This is a genomic window from Lysinibacillus sp. 38-6, assembly GCF_046245175.1.
Taxonomy (GTDB): domain Bacteria; phylum Bacillota; class Bacilli; order Bacillales_A; family Planococcaceae; genus Lysinibacillus.
On record NZ_CP176417.1, the window covers coordinates 3,622,394 to 3,639,767 of the forward strand.

Annotated in this window: 18 protein-coding genes; 13 read left to right on the forward strand and 5 right to left on the reverse strand. The window is 37.0% G+C overall.

Annotation, left to right across the window (positions count from 1 at the left end; translation table 11 throughout):
• The first annotated feature begins 89 nt into the window (after window positions 1–89).
• Window positions 90–671 (forward strand): GNAT family N-acetyltransferase, encoded by a 582-nt coding sequence (locus ACKVEV_RS18460; RefSeq protein ID WP_409367673.1) that lies wholly within the window; start codon window positions 90–92, stop codon window positions 669–671.
• Between the two features lie 157 nt (window positions 672–828).
• Window positions 829–1,983, forward strand: coding sequence for an ATP-grasp domain-containing protein (locus tag ACKVEV_RS18465; RefSeq protein WP_409367674.1), 1,155 nt, complete (start codon window positions 829–831; stop codon window positions 1,981–1,983).
• A gap of 99 nt (window positions 1,984–2,082) precedes the next feature.
• On the opposite strand, the gene ACKVEV_RS18470 is transcribed toward ACKVEV_RS18465, so the two are convergent.
• The 4 genes from ACKVEV_RS18470 to ACKVEV_RS18485 all read right to left on the reverse strand — a co-directional run bounded on the left by ACKVEV_RS18470 (window position 2,083) and on the right by ACKVEV_RS18485 (window position 5,338).
• Complete coding sequence (locus ACKVEV_RS18470; protein WP_409367675.1) at window positions 2,083–2,790, reverse strand: ABC transporter permease; 708 nt, start codon at window positions 2,788–2,790, stop codon at window positions 2,083–2,085.
• Window positions 2,787–3,635, reverse strand: a complete 849-nt coding sequence (locus ACKVEV_RS18475) for an ABC transporter ATP-binding protein (protein ID WP_409367676.1) — start codon at window positions 3,633–3,635, stop codon at window positions 2,787–2,789. The genes ACKVEV_RS18470 and ACKVEV_RS18475 overlap by 4 nt, the downstream gene beginning before the upstream one ends.
• Window positions 3,636–3,778: 143 nt before the next feature.
• Complete coding sequence (locus ACKVEV_RS18480; RefSeq protein WP_409367677.1) at window positions 3,779–4,735, reverse strand: LytTR family transcriptional regulator DNA-binding domain-containing protein; 957 nt, start codon at window positions 4,733–4,735, stop codon at window positions 3,779–3,781.
• A gap of 30 nt (window positions 4,736–4,765) precedes the next feature.
• The gene (locus ACKVEV_RS18485) at window positions 4,766–5,338 is read right to left on the reverse strand and encodes a dienelactone hydrolase family protein (RefSeq protein ID WP_409367678.1); all 573 of its coding nucleotides are present in this window, start codon (window positions 5,336–5,338) and stop codon (window positions 4,766–4,768) included.
• Between the two features lie 462 nt (window positions 5,339–5,800).
• On the opposite strand from ACKVEV_RS18485, the gene ACKVEV_RS18490 reads away from it, so the two are divergent.
• The 5 genes from ACKVEV_RS18490 to ACKVEV_RS18510 all read left to right on the forward strand — a co-directional run bounded on the left by ACKVEV_RS18490 (window position 5,801) and on the right by ACKVEV_RS18510 (window position 10,089).
• Complete coding sequence (locus ACKVEV_RS18490; protein ID WP_409367679.1) at window positions 5,801–6,634, forward strand: alpha/beta fold hydrolase; 834 nt, start codon at window positions 5,801–5,803, stop codon at window positions 6,632–6,634.
• 204 nt (window positions 6,635–6,838) lie between these two features.
• A complete protein-coding gene (locus ACKVEV_RS18495) occupies window positions 6,839–7,555 on the forward strand; it encodes a carboxymuconolactone decarboxylase family protein (protein WP_409367680.1) in 717 nt (238 codons plus the stop codon).
• A gap of 13 nt (window positions 7,556–7,568) precedes the next feature.
• Window positions 7,569–8,255, forward strand: coding sequence for a CoA transferase subunit A (locus tag ACKVEV_RS18500; protein ID WP_409367681.1), 687 nt, complete (start codon window positions 7,569–7,571; stop codon window positions 8,253–8,255).
• Entirely contained in the window at window positions 8,248–8,883 is a 636-nt protein-coding gene (locus ACKVEV_RS18505; protein ID WP_409367682.1) for a 3-oxoacid CoA-transferase subunit B, read from the forward strand. Before ACKVEV_RS18500 ends, ACKVEV_RS18505 begins: the two co-directional genes overlap by 8 nt.
• Before the next feature lie 12 nt (window positions 8,884–8,895).
• The gene (locus tag ACKVEV_RS18510) at window positions 8,896–10,089 is read left to right on the forward strand and encodes a thiolase family protein (RefSeq protein ID WP_409367683.1); all 1,194 of its coding nucleotides are present in this window, start codon (window positions 8,896–8,898) and stop codon (window positions 10,087–10,089) included.
• Window positions 10,090–10,121: 32 nt separating this feature from the next.
• Here ACKVEV_RS18510 and ACKVEV_RS18515 read toward each other — a convergent pair whose 3' ends face one another.
• The gene (locus tag ACKVEV_RS18515) at window positions 10,122–10,448 is read right to left on the reverse strand and encodes a DUF3870 domain-containing protein (protein WP_173478792.1); all 327 of its coding nucleotides are present in this window, start codon (window positions 10,446–10,448) and stop codon (window positions 10,122–10,124) included.
• Window positions 10,449–10,556: 108 nt separating this feature from the next.
• Between ACKVEV_RS18515 and ACKVEV_RS18520 the strand changes: the two genes are divergently transcribed.
• From ACKVEV_RS18520 to ACKVEV_RS18545, 6 genes are all read left to right on the forward strand, one after another.
• Window positions 10,557–11,888 carry a short-chain fatty acid transporter gene (locus ACKVEV_RS18520; RefSeq protein ID WP_173478791.1) on the forward strand — a complete coding sequence of 444 codons (1,332 nt, stop codon included), beginning with the start codon at window positions 10,557–10,559 and terminating at the stop codon, window positions 11,886–11,888.
• Window positions 11,889–12,172: 284 nt separating this feature from the next.
• Complete coding sequence (locus ACKVEV_RS18525) at window positions 12,173–12,802, forward strand: carboxymuconolactone decarboxylase family protein (RefSeq protein ID WP_409367684.1); 630 nt, start codon at window positions 12,173–12,175, stop codon at window positions 12,800–12,802.
• A gap of 16 nt (window positions 12,803–12,818) precedes the next feature.
• Window positions 12,819–13,682: a 3-hydroxyacyl-CoA dehydrogenase NAD-binding domain-containing protein gene (locus ACKVEV_RS18530; RefSeq protein ID WP_409367685.1), complete on the forward strand. Its 864-nt coding sequence runs from the start codon at window positions 12,819–12,821 to the stop codon at window positions 13,680–13,682.
• Between the two features lie 51 nt (window positions 13,683–13,733).
• Window positions 13,734–14,798, forward strand: a complete 1,065-nt coding sequence (locus ACKVEV_RS18535; protein ID WP_409370585.1) for a zinc-binding dehydrogenase — start codon at window positions 13,734–13,736, stop codon at window positions 14,796–14,798.
• The gene (locus ACKVEV_RS18540) at window positions 14,799–15,479 is read left to right on the forward strand and encodes a cyclase family protein (protein WP_409367686.1); all 681 of its coding nucleotides are present in this window, start codon (window positions 14,799–14,801) and stop codon (window positions 15,477–15,479) included.
• 306 nt (window positions 15,480–15,785) lie between these two features.
• Entirely contained in the window at window positions 15,786–17,300 is a 1,515-nt protein-coding gene (locus tag ACKVEV_RS18545; RefSeq protein WP_409367687.1) for a DEAD/DEAH box helicase, read from the forward strand.
• Window positions 17,301–17,374: the final 74 nt, after the last annotated feature.

Consider the following 17,374-nt stretch of genomic DNA (forward strand, 5'->3'; position numbering starts at 1 on the left):
AACTCCTTGGTACGGTCAGAAATTTCATAATTGGTACTACCTATCATATCAAAATTCCCGTTTAATAATGAAAAAGGAGTGAAGAAACTATGGAATTTAGTGCTTTAGAAAATGAAGTCGTATTATTAAGGCCACTAGCAAAAGAAGATGTAGAAGGGTTACTTGTAGCAGGCAGTTATCCAGAGATTTGGCCGTATCTATCCACAACGATAGAAAATGCAATAGATGTGCATAACTTTGTGGAAAATGCATTGTCCAAAAAAGAAAAAAAGGAGGAATTTCCGTTTGTTATTGTGGATAAACTTTCAGGTGAAATTGTAGGTTCAACGCGTTATATGGATATCGATTATAAGCATAAACGTCTGGAAATAGGGTCGACATGGCTTACCCCAGCATGTTGGCGAAGTGCGGTGAATACAAATTGTAAATATTTATTACTTAGCTATTGTTTTGAAGTACTTTGTCTACAACGAGTACAAATCAAAACGGATTATGAAAATAAACGGTCCCAAAAGGCAATCGAACGGATAGGCGCAACGAAAGAGGGGATATTGCGTAATCATATGGTACGCAAAGATGGTTCGACTCGGCATACGGTTATGTATAGTATAACAATTGAAGAATGGCTAGAAGTAAAGGCGCATTTTGAGCGCTTGTTACTACGGCAGTAATGTAAAAATACAATAGACATTCTTGTTGCTTATTAAAAATGAGTAAAAAAATGGATATTTACTAGTCTAATAAGCTAGTTTTTTTAAAATGATGTGTTGGCTTTTTCATTCAAGGGTAGATACCATAAAATCTATTTTTGAAAAGTGGGGGACTAGTATGTTAAAGCCGAAATTAACATTGCGACAAATTTACGGTGATAATGCTGTGTATACACCTCGTACGCCATATAGCGATAATCCGTGGATGATGGATGATTGCCATAAACTAGATGCTTTAACAGCACGCGAAGTAGCCATTGCGGATATTCCGGTTTTAGTGCATCGAGCGACTCAAACTGAGAAGGCTCAAAAGCTACATGAATTAGCGGGTTTAGATTGGGTGGAGCAACCTTATACTTACGAAACACAAGAAGAATATTTAGCGCAATTAGATGCTTGGTGTGAAGAAGGGAAAACGATTGTTTGTCAGTATTTACATGACGCCGAGCATATGAGTCGTCATTGTTATTGGATGGATGCTGCCAAGTTTAATGAGCTTAATACGAAAGCGTATATTGATCATTTAATTGATAGCAAATACGTCCCTAGCCGTTTAAATATTGAACTTTATAGATTATCCGATGCGATGAAAAATTGGAAGCCGCCTGTTGTGCTCAAGCCAGGAGATGATTCTCCTACTTCTGGTGGCTATGGCGTCATCATTTGTCAAAATCAAGAAGAGTTAACAGAGGGCCTACGCCAATTTCGTATGAATGGAACGGAAAGTATTATTATCGAAGAGCTATTACAGGCAAAAGATAATTATAGTTGTCAGTTCGTTTATAGTGAAGCGCTTGGTATCCAGTATTTAGGCGCTTCACAACAAATGACAGATGATAACGGCATCTATGAAGGCAATGTTATTGTAGAAGAAGTACCGGAAAAAGTGATTGAAGTAGGACGACATATTATGGAGCGCGGTGTTGCAGAAGGCTTTGTTGGGGTTGCTGGTTTTGATTTAATCGTAACTGAGGCTGGAGATGTGCAGGCCATTGATTTGAACTTCCGCCAAAACGGTTCGACTTCTATGTTAATGTTCCATGAAGCACTCGGTAAACCGGTTAATAAATTTGCTACCTATGCTTCAAAGAGTGTTGAGGGTAATGAAGCTTTTTATCAAAAAATTGAACAGTACATTAAACAAGGTGTTCTATTTCCATTAGCGTATTATGATGGCGACTACTTTGACAATAAAGTAGAATCGCGGTTTGTTGGTGTTTGGTATGCAGACACATTAGATGAAATTGAAGAACTCGAAGAAAGAATTGTGTGAGTGCCTGGCACTACGATTTGGAAGCCGCAACGCCCGCTGTCACGCGGTTTGTTGCGGCTTCGATTCGTGTTGCATAAGAATTGTGTGAGTGCCTGGCACTTAATCTACCATTCTTTTTTTGTAGAGCAATCCAGTGGCAAGCCAAGCTACTGCTGACCAAGCAATAATAGTTAGCATAGGGACAATGTAGTCCATCGAAGAGTAATTCCCTTCCAAAGTATCTGCGAGAAGGATTAGTTGGGCACTTGGCAGCCACTTTGCGATATCTAATATTGGATAAACAGAAGCTAATGTTAAAGCGAATGGTCCGAATGAGAAAATAAACATGACAGGCAATACGATAATCGATGCTTCCATAATGGTTTTGGCAAATAGGCCACATAATGTTCCTAAAGCGATATAGAAAACGCTTGATAGTAAAAGAGCGATAGCTAATAGGAAAAGATTAGCGGGCTCATAACCTACAAGGAAAATCGATAAACTTACTATAACGATTGTTACAATAAAGACGAACAAGCTTTTACCTATTAAAATATCTCCTAGTGAAGCGGGAGACAGCATTAGACTTCGGAGCGTATTTTTCTCTTTTTCTTCGGCAATTAAGCAACATTGTACATAAGCTGTTACGACTGCAAAAACTAAATTTATCGGCAAAAAATAAGAATCAATATCATTCGTGCCCATTTTGTTGTACGCAAAAGCTAAAATAAGAGGTAAGAAAATCATTACAGAAACAGCATAATTTCTTGAAAATTCCTTGTAATCCTTCATGAAAATCGCCTGAATACGAGCTATAGATATGTTCATATTAAATCACTCCCTGTTATTTGCATAAAAATATCGCCTAAAGTTGGTTCGTTTGTATAAATCCGTGCAACGGCATTGGCTTGCATCCAATCATATAGTTTTTGCGCATCATGGGCGCCATTTTGAATCGTTTCACATTGACCATTTGTCAATTCTACTGTTAAAGTTTCATCTCCAAATTCCCTTTTTAACTGCTTAGGAGAACCAATAGCACGAATTTTTCCTTGATGTAAAAAGGCAACACGATCACAAAGTATTTCTGCCTCGCTCATATCATGTGTTGTTAAAAAAATGGTTGTTCCCAGGGCATTTAATTTTCGTAGGCCATTATAAATATGCTGTGTATTCACAGGATCGAGTGCTGAAGTAGGCTCATCTAAAAATAATAATTCAGGTTTATGCATAATGGCACGCGCTAATGTAACACGCTGAATCATCCCTTTAGAAAGTTCATTTACTTTCTTTTTCCGCTCGGCATAAAGATTCACAAAATCTAACGCCTCTTTAACGGCTGTGTTGGGCAATTGATATAAGCTACTATAAAGTAATAAATTTTCTTCTATTGAAAGCCTTGTATAAAGTCCACTATTATCTGTTAAAATACCAAAGCGCTGGCGGTTTTGACTGGACTTCATTTCACTAGCAGGTCGATTAAATAATAAAACTTCTCCTGCCGTTTTTTCTGTTTGTGCCGTTAAAATTTTAATTGTTGTCGTTTTCCCTGAGCCGCTTGGGCCAAGGAAACCAAAAATTTCACCTTTTTTAATAGTGAAGGAAACATCCTGTAACGCCGTTTCCCGATTAAAGTCCTTTTTTAAATGCTGTACATCAATTACTGTCTCCATATGGAACCTCCTGTGGTTGTTGATACTTTCACTTTAAGGGACGATGGAGAACTGGACATTAAATGACAGCTGAAAGGCGGAAAAATAAGCGTCACTGGAGATATATTGAGCTGACAGGAGTCGTTTATTTCCTGGGAAATCTACTATATTCCGAGTATTTCTTTTAAATCTGCTAGTTTATTTTTCGACAAAGGTACAATTGTTTTTTCGTTGCTATTTAAAGCAAGACTGTAGCTATTACGCGTCCACGTAATAATCTCACGTACTTTTTGCAGGTTAACAATATAAGAACGATGGCTTCTAAAAAATCCGAATGGTGTCAATTTCTGTTCTAATTCATTCAGGGATAATGTACATGGATAAGCTTCATTTGCAACATAAACACTTACAATACCTTCCACACTTTCAATGTAATCTATTTCTGGAGGATTAAATAAAATGATTTTGTCATTTTTCTTCGTTGGAATTTTATCAAGCCTTATAGGTGCATTTTCAATAGGAGTAGAAGCTGTTTCCATTTCCTCCTCTTTAACATCGAGTGCATGTAAACCGAATGCATCCAATCTGTATATTTTCCCGCACGAAATAATTAGGTCCTCCAAATTGTTTGAAAGTAAAACTACGGATTTTTCTTGTTTTTGAAGTGCCATTAAAAGCTTGAGCACATTTTGTTTCGAAAATTCATCTAAGTTTTGAAGGGGTTCTTCGATTATTTGAGTAGGAGCTGAATTTAGATATGTATATAACAATTTTAAACGTTGTTTTTCCCCATATTGAAGTTTAAGAATTTTAGTATTCCTTTGATCAGTTAAAGCAAATAGTTTTAAAATGGCCTCTTTATTATGTAGATGGGGTGAAAAAAGTTTTATAGAAAAATGGATATACTCATCCACTGTTAGTCGTTCGTATAATGCACCTTCACGAATATGCGTATATGTCTTTTCCTGTTTTGTAAACCAATGCATTAAAGTATTGATTTTCGTTACATCTGTGTGGATACCTACAATCGTTCCTATATGCAAAGGAAGTTGAAAGCTTGGAAAGATGACATTTCCTGATTCCGTGTATGGATCGATTTCTAAAAGCTGCTGTTGATTCAAAATGATAACCTCCATTTTTCATAATTAGGTTTATAAAAATTTTTTAATAAATGCCTGCGCTAGCATAGCACTTTCTTGATCAAATGAAGCGTTATAACGATCCATAAAGCCATGTTTCCCTGGAAATTGTATCGTTTGTACAAAGGGATGACGCTTTAGTGTATGACTCAATTCTTCGACATTAAAACTTTTTTCAAAACTAGGAAAAATAATTAGTGTCGGGCAATTCGGTTGCAAGTCAACATATTGGCGAATGCGGGAGCCGTATACACAAACAACACGATATAACGGCAGTTCGGCAAGACGCCAAGCAAGTGTTGCGCCTACACTATAACCAATTACAATTACTTTTTCATATTGTTGTATGGCAGTGTTTAGTTGTGTAATGAGCATTTCTAAAGGCGCATCGAAGCCAACTTCATTAGTGAAATAGTGGTAAGCCTCTTTTTCCTGATTATAAGTAAAGCTTCTTTTATCTGAATAAAGATGAATACAAACTACCTCGGTATGCTTATCCATAAAGGAACATGCCTGTTCTCGAATAAAATCATTAACCCCATAAATTTCATGTATAATAAATATTTTTCTATTTTTTCTATTCAAAAGAAACTCCTTTTTGCTTTTTCAAATAGTGTAACAAAAAGTAATTCTGTCGTACATTTAATCCGTTAAAAGTAAATTTATGGTTTGGTAATTTTTATGGCAATATAGTTTTATTTCACTAGGGAAATATCTTGCGTAATGCAAATGTATATAATTGATAAATAACTAAATAACAATAGGTTTAGCCCATATAGAAAATGTGAAATGGAAATTGGAAATAGATATTAATTATTTTAAAATAATATTTTTCTGAGAAAAGGAATGTGGGTTTTTTCTGAATGTTGCAATGAAAAAGGTGCAATGTATGTATTCGCTCTAGAAAAAATTTTTTGACTTTTTTGAAATAACAATGTAAAAATAACTTTATCTTTATTCGGCGAATGTTTAGGTGAGGGATAAAGAATGTTCCTCTTACAAATACGCTTTTACACGCCGCATAATTTATAAGGGAGGATGATGGAAATGGAATACCAAACAATAGAAGTGAATGGTAGTGCGTTACATTTTGCAGATTATCCAGGCGAGAAAGGGACTATTATTGCGGTCCATGGTTTAACTGGTAATCATATGCAAATGCATTACTATGCTGAGCTTTTAAAAGGTGACTATCGTTTTATTTCGGTTGACTTAAAAGGGCGTGGTAATAGTGCACCAGCACCTGCAAATACAAGTATTGAGTTACATACACAAGATATTTTAGCTTTGCTTGATACATTAAACATTGAGAGCCCGATATTAATGGGTTACTCAATGGGAGCATTTATTATGGCGAATGTTGCTAGTAAGCGTAAAGATGTAAAAGGGGTCATTTTACTTGATGGAGCAGCAACTTGTACAGATCATCAACGCCAAATAGTTGAGCCTTCACTAGGGCGAATTAGCAAGCCGTATGAATCAGCAGATGCGTATATCGAGGAAATAAAGGAAATTTATGGTCGACTAGGTGTTGAATGGACGGATCATTTAGCTAGTGTCGGTCGTTATGAAATTGCAGCCCAAGATGGACATTGGGGAAATAAGTCTGATGAAGAGAAAATTCGTTTAGATTTTCAAAGTTTTTATGACTACAAGCCTGCAGAGGTTTTTGAAAAAGTGGACTGCCCAATCCTTTTAATTCATTCAACTGGCGGTATTGGAGCAAGGCCCGCATTATTTTTAGCAGAATCTTATACTGAAACACTTAAATATGCTAAAAACATTTGGAAATTCACTTCAAATAGCAATCATTACACTTTGGTTTTTGAAGAGAGAAAAGATGCTAACCGAGTAATAGCGCGCTTTTTAGAGCGTTTTTGAAAAAAAGAGTTGCAGTTTTTAAAATTTTATGCGAATAATTAAATAACAAATATTAAATGCCTATCGAGCAGCTGTAGAAAAATGACCTTTTTCTACTTTCCCTGCTTGACTGTTGGCTACACTTTTCTAAACGTACGGTATATGCCGTCTTTGGGGAAGTGTGGCCTTTTTTTATTCAAAATTAACAAAAAGGGGATTTGTTGGATGAATACAGGATTAGAGTATTTTAAAAAAGTTTATGATGTTGTACCTGAATGGGTGCAAAAAATGCATGATTATAATCCAGCAATGCTAGACCATTATACAGCACTACGCGGCACAGCTATGGCACCAGGTGTCCTATCCGTCAAAGACAAAGACATTTTATTAGTTGGCATGAATGCTGCAAGACATTATGCACGTAGCATGGTGTACCATACAAAAGGCGCCATGGATGGTGGGGCTACACTTGAGGAATTGATAGAGTACTTGCTTATAGCATTTAACTATGGCGGAGAAAGAGCCTTACAAATTGGCTTGCAGTCCTTTGACTATGCTTTAGAACTAACATATACGACTGCTGATAAAATTTCACATGATGCTTCAGCAATTGAGATTGTGCGCTATTACAGTACGTTTGCTTCAACAAATCAAAGTAAGGCCTATTTTGAGAAATTAGTAAGCTTTTTTGTCGAAAAAGATGAAAACGCTTTAAAAGTGGCGTTGCTTGATAGCAATGTTGTTTCGACGCAAATGAAGCATATTTTGATGACAGGCATTTACACAACAGTATTGAAAAATGAGGAAACAGATTATTGGGCTAAACAATCACGTGAAGTAGGTGTAGAAGAAGCAGAATTGGCAGAGTTAGGCTATATTTGCCTATTAACAGCTGGCATTCCTTCATGGTTTGAAATCAGTGATGCGCTTATCCAAAAGTAATGGAGTGAAGACAATGAAAATTTATGAATCCGTAGAACAGGCTTTATCTTGTGTTGAAAGTGGTCAAACGATAATGGTAGGTGGCTTTGGCTTAGTAGGTGGGCCACTTACTTTAATAGATGCTCTAGTAGAGTTAGAGATTAATGATCTAACCATTATTAGCAATAACTTAGGAGAAAAAGGGAAGGGTCTTGGGAAATTGCTAGAGCAAAAGAAAGTAAAGAAAGCAATTGGCTCATACTTTACTGGCAATCGAGATGTTGGCGAAGCATTTCAACGAGGCGAACTCGAAATTGAATTATTACCCCAAGGTACATTAGCTGAATCGATTCGTGCTGGTGGTGCAGGAATTGGTGGTTATTATACGAAAACGTCTGTTGGAACAGATTTGGCGAAAGGGAAAGAAACAAAACTAATCAATGGTGAAGAATATGTTTTTGAGCAAGCATTAAAGGCGGATGTCGCAATTATTCGTGCACATAAGGCAGATAGACTTGGGAATTTAGTGTATTACAAAACTGCACGGAATTTTAATCCGATTATGGCAACTGCAGCGAAGACTGTCATTGTTGAGGTAGATGAAATTGTAGCAGCAGGCGAACTAAGCAGTGATGAGATCATTACGCCACATTTATTCATTGATCGAGTGATTGTAGCACAGAAGATTTTAACGAAGGAAGGCGTTGTGGATCATGGCTAATCCAATTCAGGAGCTAATAGCAAAAAGAGCTGCAAAAGAAGTTGCAAATGGACAAATTATTAATCTAGGAATTGGTATCCCTACACTTGTTGCAAAGTATGTAGAAAATGACAATGTCCACTTTCATACAGAAAACGGCATGCTCGGAGTAGTAGGTGTAGATGAGGAGGATATTGATCCGAATGTAGTGAATGCTGGAAAAATGCCAGTTGGAGAAGCAATTGGTTCATCCTTTTTTAATAGTGCAGAATCATTCGGCATGATTCGAGGAGGGCATGTAGATGTCGCCATTTTAGGTGTATTACAAGTGGATGAACAAGCACGTATCGCCAATTGGGCAGTTCCAGGGAAAAATATTATTGGTGTTGGTGGTGCAATGGATTTATTAATCGGTGCACAGAAGGTCATTGTTACAATGACGCATACATCAAAAGATGGTAAAAGTAAGATTATAAAAAATTGTACTTATCCGATTACCTCAACACGTAGCGTGGATACAATTATTACTGAATTGGCTGTTTTTAACTATGTGGGTGGACAGTTACATTTGGTTGAATTAATGCCTGGCATTACATTACAGCAAGTAGAGGCTAGCACTGAAGCAAGCTTTGTCAATGCGTTGAAATAGGAGGGATATTGCATGAAAGAAGTAGTTATTGTAGAAGGTATTCGAACAGCTATAGGGAAGTTAGGCGGTTCATTGATTAATGAGACAGCGGATATTCTTGGTTCGACAGTTATTCGCGAACTTCTAAATCGTACACAGCTAGACCCCACACTAGTTGATGAAGTGATTTTGGGACAAGCAAAACAAAGTGCGGATCAATCCAATGTGGCCCGTCTTGCATCTCTACGTGCCGAGCTACCAATTACCGTACCTGGTTATACAGTACATCGCCAATGTGGTTCTGGCCTACAATCCATTAATAATGCGGCACAGCAAATTGCTCTTGGCTATAGCGATATTATTATCGCAGGGGGAACAGAATCCATGAGTACAGCTCCATATTACTTACGCAATGCTCGCTATGGATATGGCGTTGGTAATGCTGTCCTGTTAGATCCGAATACAGAAAGCCAACCAGGCTCACAACCGTTTGAAGTTTACGGCATTTCAACGATGGGTGAAACAGCAGAAAATTTAGCCGAAAAATTTTCTATTTCTCGTGAAGAGCAAGATGCATTTGCACATCGCAGTCAAGAACGCACAGCAAAAGCTATGCAAGAAGGTTATTTTGACAAACAAATCGTACCTTACGAAGTGAAAAAACGAAAATCAATAGAAATTTTTAGAAAAGATGAGCATCCATTTTTAACGAGTAAAGAGAAGTTAAGTACGTTAAAACCTGTATTTCGTAAAGGTGGATCAGTAACAGCGGGCAATAGTAGTGGGCGTAATGACGGTGCAGCTACATTGCTAATCATGTCGAATGAAAAGGCGCTAGAACTAGGCTATAAGCCAAAGGTAAAAATCATTGCACAAGCAGCCGCGGGGGTTGATCCATCGATAATGGGGATTGGTCCAGTTCCAGCGACATTAAAAGCCTTGAAGCAAGCAAATTTATCGATTCAAGATATTGATATTATTGAGTTAAATGAAGCTTTTGCTGCGCAATCTATCGCAGTGATTAATGAGCTCGGGTTAGATATAGATCGAGTAAATCCGAACGGTGGTGCGATCGCCATGGGGCATCCTATTGGGGCAACTGGTGCCATTTTAATGACAAAACTTATTCATGAGCTTGAACGAACAGGCAAGCGTTATGGCTTAGTAACATTATGTATCGCAGGGGGACTTGGTGTTTCAACTATCGTTGAAAACTGCCAAGCATAGTGAACACCGAGTACATGACTCGGTGAAAATACTTAGCTATCTTTTTGAATTTTTTCAAGATATCTTTTTTGCGCAGACTTTAGAGCTACTACGACTGATCCACTTGATGGAGCATAATAGTGCTCATCTACACGAGCAATTAATTCATCAATATTGGCGGTAAGATCAAAGCCAATTAACATTCGTTTAAAGAAATCTTGCGCAAGATCAGTAACAAATGTAAATTCTGCATCAATAATTTTATGACTTTGTTGATCGATTTCTAACACAATGCCGGCATGTTTGTACATCTCGTACATAGACGTGCCTTGGGGTGCCTTAGCATAAGCGGTCACTAAAATACTAGTTAATTTTTGCAAGAAAATGCCCTCCAACATGTAAAGATTGTGATTTTATTTTATCATGTTTACACGTTAAAGAGCTAATTCCAGAAATTACTTAGGAGAACACATCAAGGGGGAAATTGTATGGAAAAGTTAACGAATTTTTTCACAAATGTAATGAAAAAATATTTACCGGACCCATTTGTATTTGCAATTGGACTTACATTATTAACGTTTGTATTGGCTCTAATAGTTGAAGATATTAGTTTTATGGATCTAACAACTGCCTGGGGTGGTGGCTTTTGGGATTTACTAGCCTTTACAACACAAATGGCTGTCATTCTTGCAATGGGTTATGTATTAGCTACAGCACCTATAACAGATAAGTTATTAAATAAAATTGCTAGTATGGTTCATACACCAAAAATGGCAATTATTGTGGCAACACTTGTTGGAGGTATCGGTAGTTATTTAAACTGGGGATTTGGTTTAGTAATTGGTGGGATTATCGCGAAAAAATTAGCGTTAAAAGTTAAAGGGGTCCATTATCCGCTAATTATTGCAGCTGCCTATTCTGGATTCACTTTCTATGGATTAGGTATATCTGCCTCTATTCCGATTTTAATTTCAACGCCTGGTCACTTCTTAGAAGGTGCCATGGGTTTAGTTACATTATCAGAAACAATTTTTAGCTTACCAATGATTATTACAACAATTGTTTTATTAATTACATTACCGCTATTTAATGCAATGCTGCATCCAAAAGATCCTAAAAATGTTGTGGAGATTGATCCCGCATTATATGCAGACCAACCAAAGGCAAAATTAAACCTTTTGGAAGACAATACATTAGCGAATAAATTAAATAACAGCCGCATTCTAGCTTACGCAATTGGTGCGTTAGGGCTGATTTATATTGTAATCTATTTCACAAAAGGGAATTCATTAAACTTAAATATTTTAAACTTTATTATTTTATTCTTAGGAATTATTTTACTAGGCACGCCTGCCCGTTATGTTGAGCACTTAGCTGATGGGGTTAAAACTATTTCAGGAATTATACTGCAATTTCCGTTCTACGCGGGGATTATGGCGATCATGGCAGCTTCTGGTTTAGTGGACACTATTGCTAAAATATTCGTTGACCTATCAAACGAACAAACACTTCCTTTCTGGGGATTAATTAGTTCCTTCTTCATTAACTTCTTTGCACCATCTGCAGGAGGACACTGGACAGTACAAGGTCCATTTATGATTGAGGCAGCAAAAGAATTAGGCGCATCCTTATCAGAAACGTCAATGTCCGTTATGTTAGGGAATGCTTGGAACGATTTAGTACAACCATTCTGGATTTTACCAGCACTGGCACTTTCTCGCTTGAAGTTAAAAGATATTATGGGCTTCCTAGTTATGATTATGTTCTTCGTAGGTGTTATTTACATTATAGCAATGTTAGCTTGGTCATATTTACTTTAGAAAATGATGAGTTAAGGTTATAGGATTTCAGCAAAAAATTCGCTAAACTTCTGTGGGAAAGCGAGCCAAGCGAGCCTCCGCAGATGCTTTAGCATTTGGGAGGGGTGCGGTTCCTCCACAGAAAGTGAGCGAATTTTTTGCATTGAAAGAAGTTCGTAAATCACCGATAAGACAGTGAAAATCGCCGATGGAAGCATGTGAATCGCCAGTAAACCCGCGGAAAGCACCCGCCGTAGCGGACAGCGACATATGTCAAATCGCCAGTACCTGAGGGGGAAATATAAATGTCCAGCATGTATCAAGCACTTCTAATAGAAGGGGCTTTAACAAGAAAAGAAAAAACATTGTTACTTGTAGGATTATTTGCAGCAAGACGTGAGGAAAAACAAATGCTTTATTTCGTAAAGCAAGCAGTGGAAGAGGGCAATGCTGTCACAGAAATGGCAGAACTAATTGCATCAGCTATTATTTCTAGAGGTATTCCAACTTGGTTATCTGGAATAGAAGCTATCACTTATGCAATTCAGCTATCAGGTGACGCACAGGCCACTAAAATTGGCAAAGAGGTTGTTGCATTTTCCTCCCAGCAGGAATGTATTGACTATTATCAAAGAGAGTTCGATGTATTACCAACATGGATTCAATATTTAGTAGATTATGCACCAGACACTTTACTAACATATAGCAACTTGCGTACAACATCTTTACAAGATGGTGCAGTATCTAGATTACTGAAGGAATTATTGCTGTATGCTATAAACGTTTGCGATGGCTATAAAAAAGGCATTCTGATTCATAAAACAAATGCCATTTCACTCGGTGCGAGTGTCAATATTTTAGATGAAGTAAAAGTAATATGTATTTATGCGGTTGGCATCAAAGCTTTATGGAATGATGAAGAAAGTAAAGCCTAACGAAGGAGAACTAACAATGCAAAAAGTACTGATAATAGGCGGAGGCTTTATGGGCTCGGCTATCGCGAAATATTTTGTGCAATATAACGTGGATGTTTATTTATATGAGCCTAATATGGAACGATTACAGCAATTGAAGCAGCAATCGGATTTACACCAAATTACTTTTTTACAGCAACTAGAACAAATTGATGATTTAACATTTGTTTTTGAAGCAATTGTTGAAAATTTACAGGCTAAGCAATCTTTATTTGAACAACTGGATTCATTTTATGGAAGAGAAGTTACGTTTTGTACCAATACTTCGAGTTATTTAATTAGCGATATTGCAGAGAATATGTTGCATAAAGAACGCTTAATCGGGACGCATTTCTTTTCTCCTGCACATATTACCCCTTTAATAGAAGTGGTACCTAGCGCTTATACAGCCCAGGAACGGGCAAATGCTACTATGGAATTTTTACAAAGTATGTGTAAAAAGCCTATTTTGTTAAAACGAGAAATTGAGGGTTTTGTGGCAAACAGACTACAAAGTGCACTTGCAAGAGAAGCGATGTCTTTAGTTGAAAAAGGAATTGTAACTGCTGAAGAGCTCGACTTTATTGCTAAAATGAGCCTTGGTGTTCGATTAGCTCATACAGGACCACTTGAGCAACGGGATATTAATGGTTTAGATACACATTATGCCATTGTCGATCATGTATACCCGACTTTAGAGAATGGTACGAAACCACTTGCAATACATCATTCAAAAATAGAAGCCAAACAATATGGTATGAAAACCAATCAGGGCTTCTATGATTGGACATCTATCGATAAACAACAATATTTAGCCGAAAAAGAAAAGATCCTAATAGATATTATTAAATTAGTTCAGTAGCGATCCAATAAAAGCAGTAAATATGAAATGAGAATAGGAGTCGAATTGGTGATGGAATATACAGCATTAGTAAAGTGTTCAGCAAAGAAAAAGGATGTTCTATTTAAAACTTATTCTGTTCCTGAATTAAATAGTAATGAATGTTTATTGAAAGTAAGTGCCGTTGGGATTTGTGGAAGTGATTTGCATATGTATGACGGGCATGGTGGCTATGACTGGGTCACTTACCCCCTTGTGCTAGGGCATGAAGTAACGGGAACAGTAATAGCTACGGGGAATTCTGGTGATAAATACCTTTTGAATAAGAGAGTGGTCATTAATCCATATAAAAGCTGTGGGGTATGTGATTATTGTCAACGTGGTGAAACGAATTGCTGTGATTTTAATGACTATAAATTAATCAAAACACCGACGGAGGCACTGCGATATGGATTCCGTGAGGCTGGTGGCATGGCACAGTATATGGTAGTCGATGTAAATAATATTATTGTCATTGACGATGCAGTAAGTGATGAAGTAGCAGCTATTTCGGAAGCACTAGCAGTTAGTTATACAGCCGTTTTAAAAGTACCTGATTATAAGAACAAGGCGATTTTAGTAATTGGACCTGGACCGATAGGATTAGGGGTAGCAGCTATATTAGTAGGAGCGGGTAATCAAGAAACACATATGCTGGGAGTTCCACAAGATGAAAATCGTTTGCATTTAGCAAAAGAGATCGGAGTACATGCAACATTTGTTTCTACGGAGGAGCTGATTCACGATAATTTTGCAGGCTATGATGCTATCATTGACTGCTCTGGTCATCCAGCTATTCCGAAAGAGGCACTTCGTTTACTTAAACGTGGTGGACAGCTTGTATTAGTCGGCATTAATTCTGCTGAGTTTGCTGTGCCAATGGATCAAATTGTACGTGGTGAAATAATGATAAAAGGCAGTTACGGCATTACACAAGCTAATTATGAAGCGGTTTTACAAATGGCTGCGGATGCAAACTATCCATTTAATAAGTTAATCGCACACACTGTTCCATTTAAAGATAGTCTTGATGGTTTTGAAAGTGCCCTTAATAAAGTAAATGGCAAAGTTGTGATTCAGTTTAAGGAGGAAATTTAAATGAAAATTATTGATTTAACATTAGAAATATATGATGGTTTAGTTTCTTACACATCACATCCACCGATTGCGATAAAAGAAGAATCCACTTTTGATAATTCTGGTCATCGCTACGTAGCTCCATGTGAAGGATTTGAATCTCGCTTTTTACGTATGTCTGATCATAGTGGAACACATATTGATGCACCTCTTCACTTTATAAGAGGTGGGGAATCTACTGCTGAAATGGATTTAACAAAGACATATGGAGATGCTGTCTTACTTGATGTTTCCTCTTTCAAAGATCCATTTGAACCTGTTACAGCAGAGATGCTTTCACAGGCTGAGCAAAGACAAGGAATTACTGTTCAGCAAGGTGATATTGTGTTAGTAAGAACACGCACTGCAAAGTGGGGACAAGGAGACTTTTTTGAAGAGTATGCATTTGCAACTTGTGCAGGTGATTGGTTATTTGATAAGAAAGTTAAATGCATCGGTCTTGATTTAGCAAATATAGATGTTCATGACAATATGAAACGTGAAGTACATTTAAAGCTGCTAAGTGTTCCTATTTATATAGTAGAAAACCTAGTTAACCTTGAACAGTTACCTTTAAATGACCGTTTTACTTTTATGGCACTGCCGCTTAAATTGAAAAACTCAACTGCATCGCCAGTAAGAGCTGTCGCATATGTGAAGTAACGTGAATAGTAGAAGGAGAAGGCATAAAAGCCTTCTCTTTTTATAATTCAATACTATGCGAAAATCTTTTATAAAAACTAACGTCTTCTATCATCCTATATAGCTTGGATATTATTATGCTTCGTTTTAATCATTAAATCCTCTTTAGTTAAATCTTAATCAATGTCCCAAAATTATTTCTCGAATTAAATTATTTGAACAAGTCATGTGCATGTCACTTAAAATATGTATATTTTTTCATGAGCAAAATCTAACATAGCTTTTTCTTTTTTGGACAACCTAATTTAGAAATAATAGCATGAGGTGATGATCATGATTGTGGAGAGGTCGTCCGATTGGCAAGAAGGATTCATGAGCAGGCTAGAAAATCTAGAAAAATGGCATAGTTGGACTTTGTATAACATGAACTATGAAATTGTGAAAATGAATTTAATTCCGGAATTTACTGGTTTACAAGCACCTAAATTTTTACCGAAGCTCACACCACTTGCCCATCAGCTAGAAGCAGCTCAAACCGTTATAGAACAAATGAATGGTAAAGCGATACTAGCAGATGAGGTTGGGCTTGGTAAAACGATTGAAGCAGGCTTAATATTAAAGGAATATTTGATCCGAGGGCTCGTAAAAAAGGCACTCATTTTAGCGCCGGCATCGCTTATAAATCAATGGATGGAAGAATTAAATCAAAAATTTCACATTCCTGCAATCGCTTATAAAAAAAATTGCCCAATTGAGCGTTACGATATTGTTATTATGAGCATGGATACAGCAAAAAAAAGCCCACATAAAGAACTTATTTATGCGCAAGATTTTGACATGATTATTATTGACGAGGCGCATAAGTTAAAAAATCATAAAACCCAAATTTATGAATTTGTACAAGGATTGAAAAAGAAGTTTTGCTTATTATTAACGGCAACACCCATTCAAAACGATGTTTTCGAGCTTTATTATTTAATTTCCTTGCTTAAACCTGGACACCTCGGAAATTATGAAACATTCCAATCTGCCTTTTCTGCAAGTAAGCATGACTTACAGCACGATGATTATTTAAAGGAACTAGTCAATCAGGTGATGGTACGGAATCGAAGGGAAGATACAGGCGTTGAGTGGACAAAGCGCCGAGTTCAAATTGTGCCCATTCAATTTAGCTCGGAAGAAATGGAAGTCTACCAATTACTTGGTTCCCTTACAGCAACAGCTTCATTCTCATTAATTACGTTGCAAAAAGAAATGTGCAGTAGCAAAGAAGCAACTGCATTAACATTGTCCAAAATGCTTGAAAATAGTGAAGAACGGGAAGAACTAGAAGCCATTCTTGCAAAGGTGATGGCATTAGAAGTGAATTCTAAGGCAGTGAAGACGCTAGAAATTATCGAACAGGCTAAAGATAAAGTCATTATTTTTACAGAATATCGTGCAACGCAAATTTATTTACAGTGGTATCTACATTCACATGGTATTACGAGTGTGCTGTTTAATGGTAAGTTCAATAAAAATAAGCGTGATTACATGAAGCATGTCTTTAAAGAAAACGCGCAAGTACTGATTGCCACTGAAGCAGGTGGAGAAGGGATTAACTTACAATTTTGCCACCATGTCATTAACTACGATTTGCCTTGGAACCCAATGAAGCTGGAACAACGCATAGGCCGTGTTCACCGTTTAGGACAAGAACATGATGTCCATATTTATAATCTTGCAGTAGAAGACACAATTGAAAAAGATATTTTGGCATTGCTGCACACAAAAATTGATGTTTTTGAAAAGGTAGTAGGAGACTTAGATGCGATTTTAACGAATTTCAAAAAATCCGTTTAACTTGTTTAAGTTCTCTGCTCCCAAAAAAAGAAGCAGGCACTGGCGGATGTCACCACAGTAAAGAGCTGCTTATG

Excerpts from the sequence above, each read along its gene's own strand:
- ACKVEV_RS18525 (WP_409367684.1), top strand. The coding sequence starts at position 12,173 with ATGTCCAGCATGTATCAAGCACTTCTAATAGAAGGGGCTTTAACAAGA.
- ACKVEV_RS18460 (WP_409367673.1), top strand. The coding sequence starts at position 90 with ATGGAATTTAGTGCTTTAGAAAATGAAGTCGTATTATTAAGGCCACTA.
- ACKVEV_RS18495 (WP_409367680.1), top strand. The coding sequence starts at position 6,839 with ATGAATACAGGATTAGAGTATTTTAAAAAAGTTTATGATGTTGTACCT.
- ACKVEV_RS18520 (WP_173478791.1), top strand. The coding sequence starts at position 10,557 with ATGGAAAAGTTAACGAATTTTTTCACAAATGTAATGAAAAAATATTTA.
- ACKVEV_RS18510 (WP_409367683.1), top strand. The coding sequence starts at position 8,896 with ATGAAAGAAGTAGTTATTGTAGAAGGTATTCGAACAGCTATAGGGAAG.
- ACKVEV_RS18470 (WP_409367675.1), bottom strand. The coding sequence starts at position 2,790 with ATGAACATATCTATAGCTCGTATTCAGGCGATTTTCATGAAGGATTAC.
- ACKVEV_RS18500 (WP_409367681.1), top strand. The coding sequence starts at position 7,569 with ATGAAAATTTATGAATCCGTAGAACAGGCTTTATCTTGTGTTGAAAGT.
- ACKVEV_RS18465 (WP_409367674.1), top strand. The coding sequence starts at position 829 with ATGTTAAAGCCGAAATTAACATTGCGACAAATTTACGGTGATAATGCT.
- ACKVEV_RS18505 (WP_409367682.1), top strand. The coding sequence starts at position 8,248 with ATGGCTAATCCAATTCAGGAGCTAATAGCAAAAAGAGCTGCAAAAGAA.
- ACKVEV_RS18475 (WP_409367676.1), bottom strand. The coding sequence starts at position 3,635 with ATGGAGACAGTAATTGATGTACAGCATTTAAAAAAGGACTTTAATCGG.
- ACKVEV_RS18535 (WP_409370585.1), top strand. The coding sequence starts at position 13,734 with ATGGAATATACAGCATTAGTAAAGTGTTCAGCAAAGAAAAAGGATGTT.
- ACKVEV_RS18540 (WP_409367686.1), top strand. The coding sequence starts at position 14,799 with ATGAAAATTATTGATTTAACATTAGAAATATATGATGGTTTAGTTTCT.
- ACKVEV_RS18545 (WP_409367687.1), top strand. The coding sequence starts at position 15,786 with ATGATCATGATTGTGGAGAGGTCGTCCGATTGGCAAGAAGGATTCATG.
- ACKVEV_RS18490 (WP_409367679.1), top strand. The coding sequence starts at position 5,801 with ATGGAATACCAAACAATAGAAGTGAATGGTAGTGCGTTACATTTTGCA.
- ACKVEV_RS18530 (WP_409367685.1), top strand. The coding sequence starts at position 12,819 with ATGCAAAAAGTACTGATAATAGGCGGAGGCTTTATGGGCTCGGCTATC.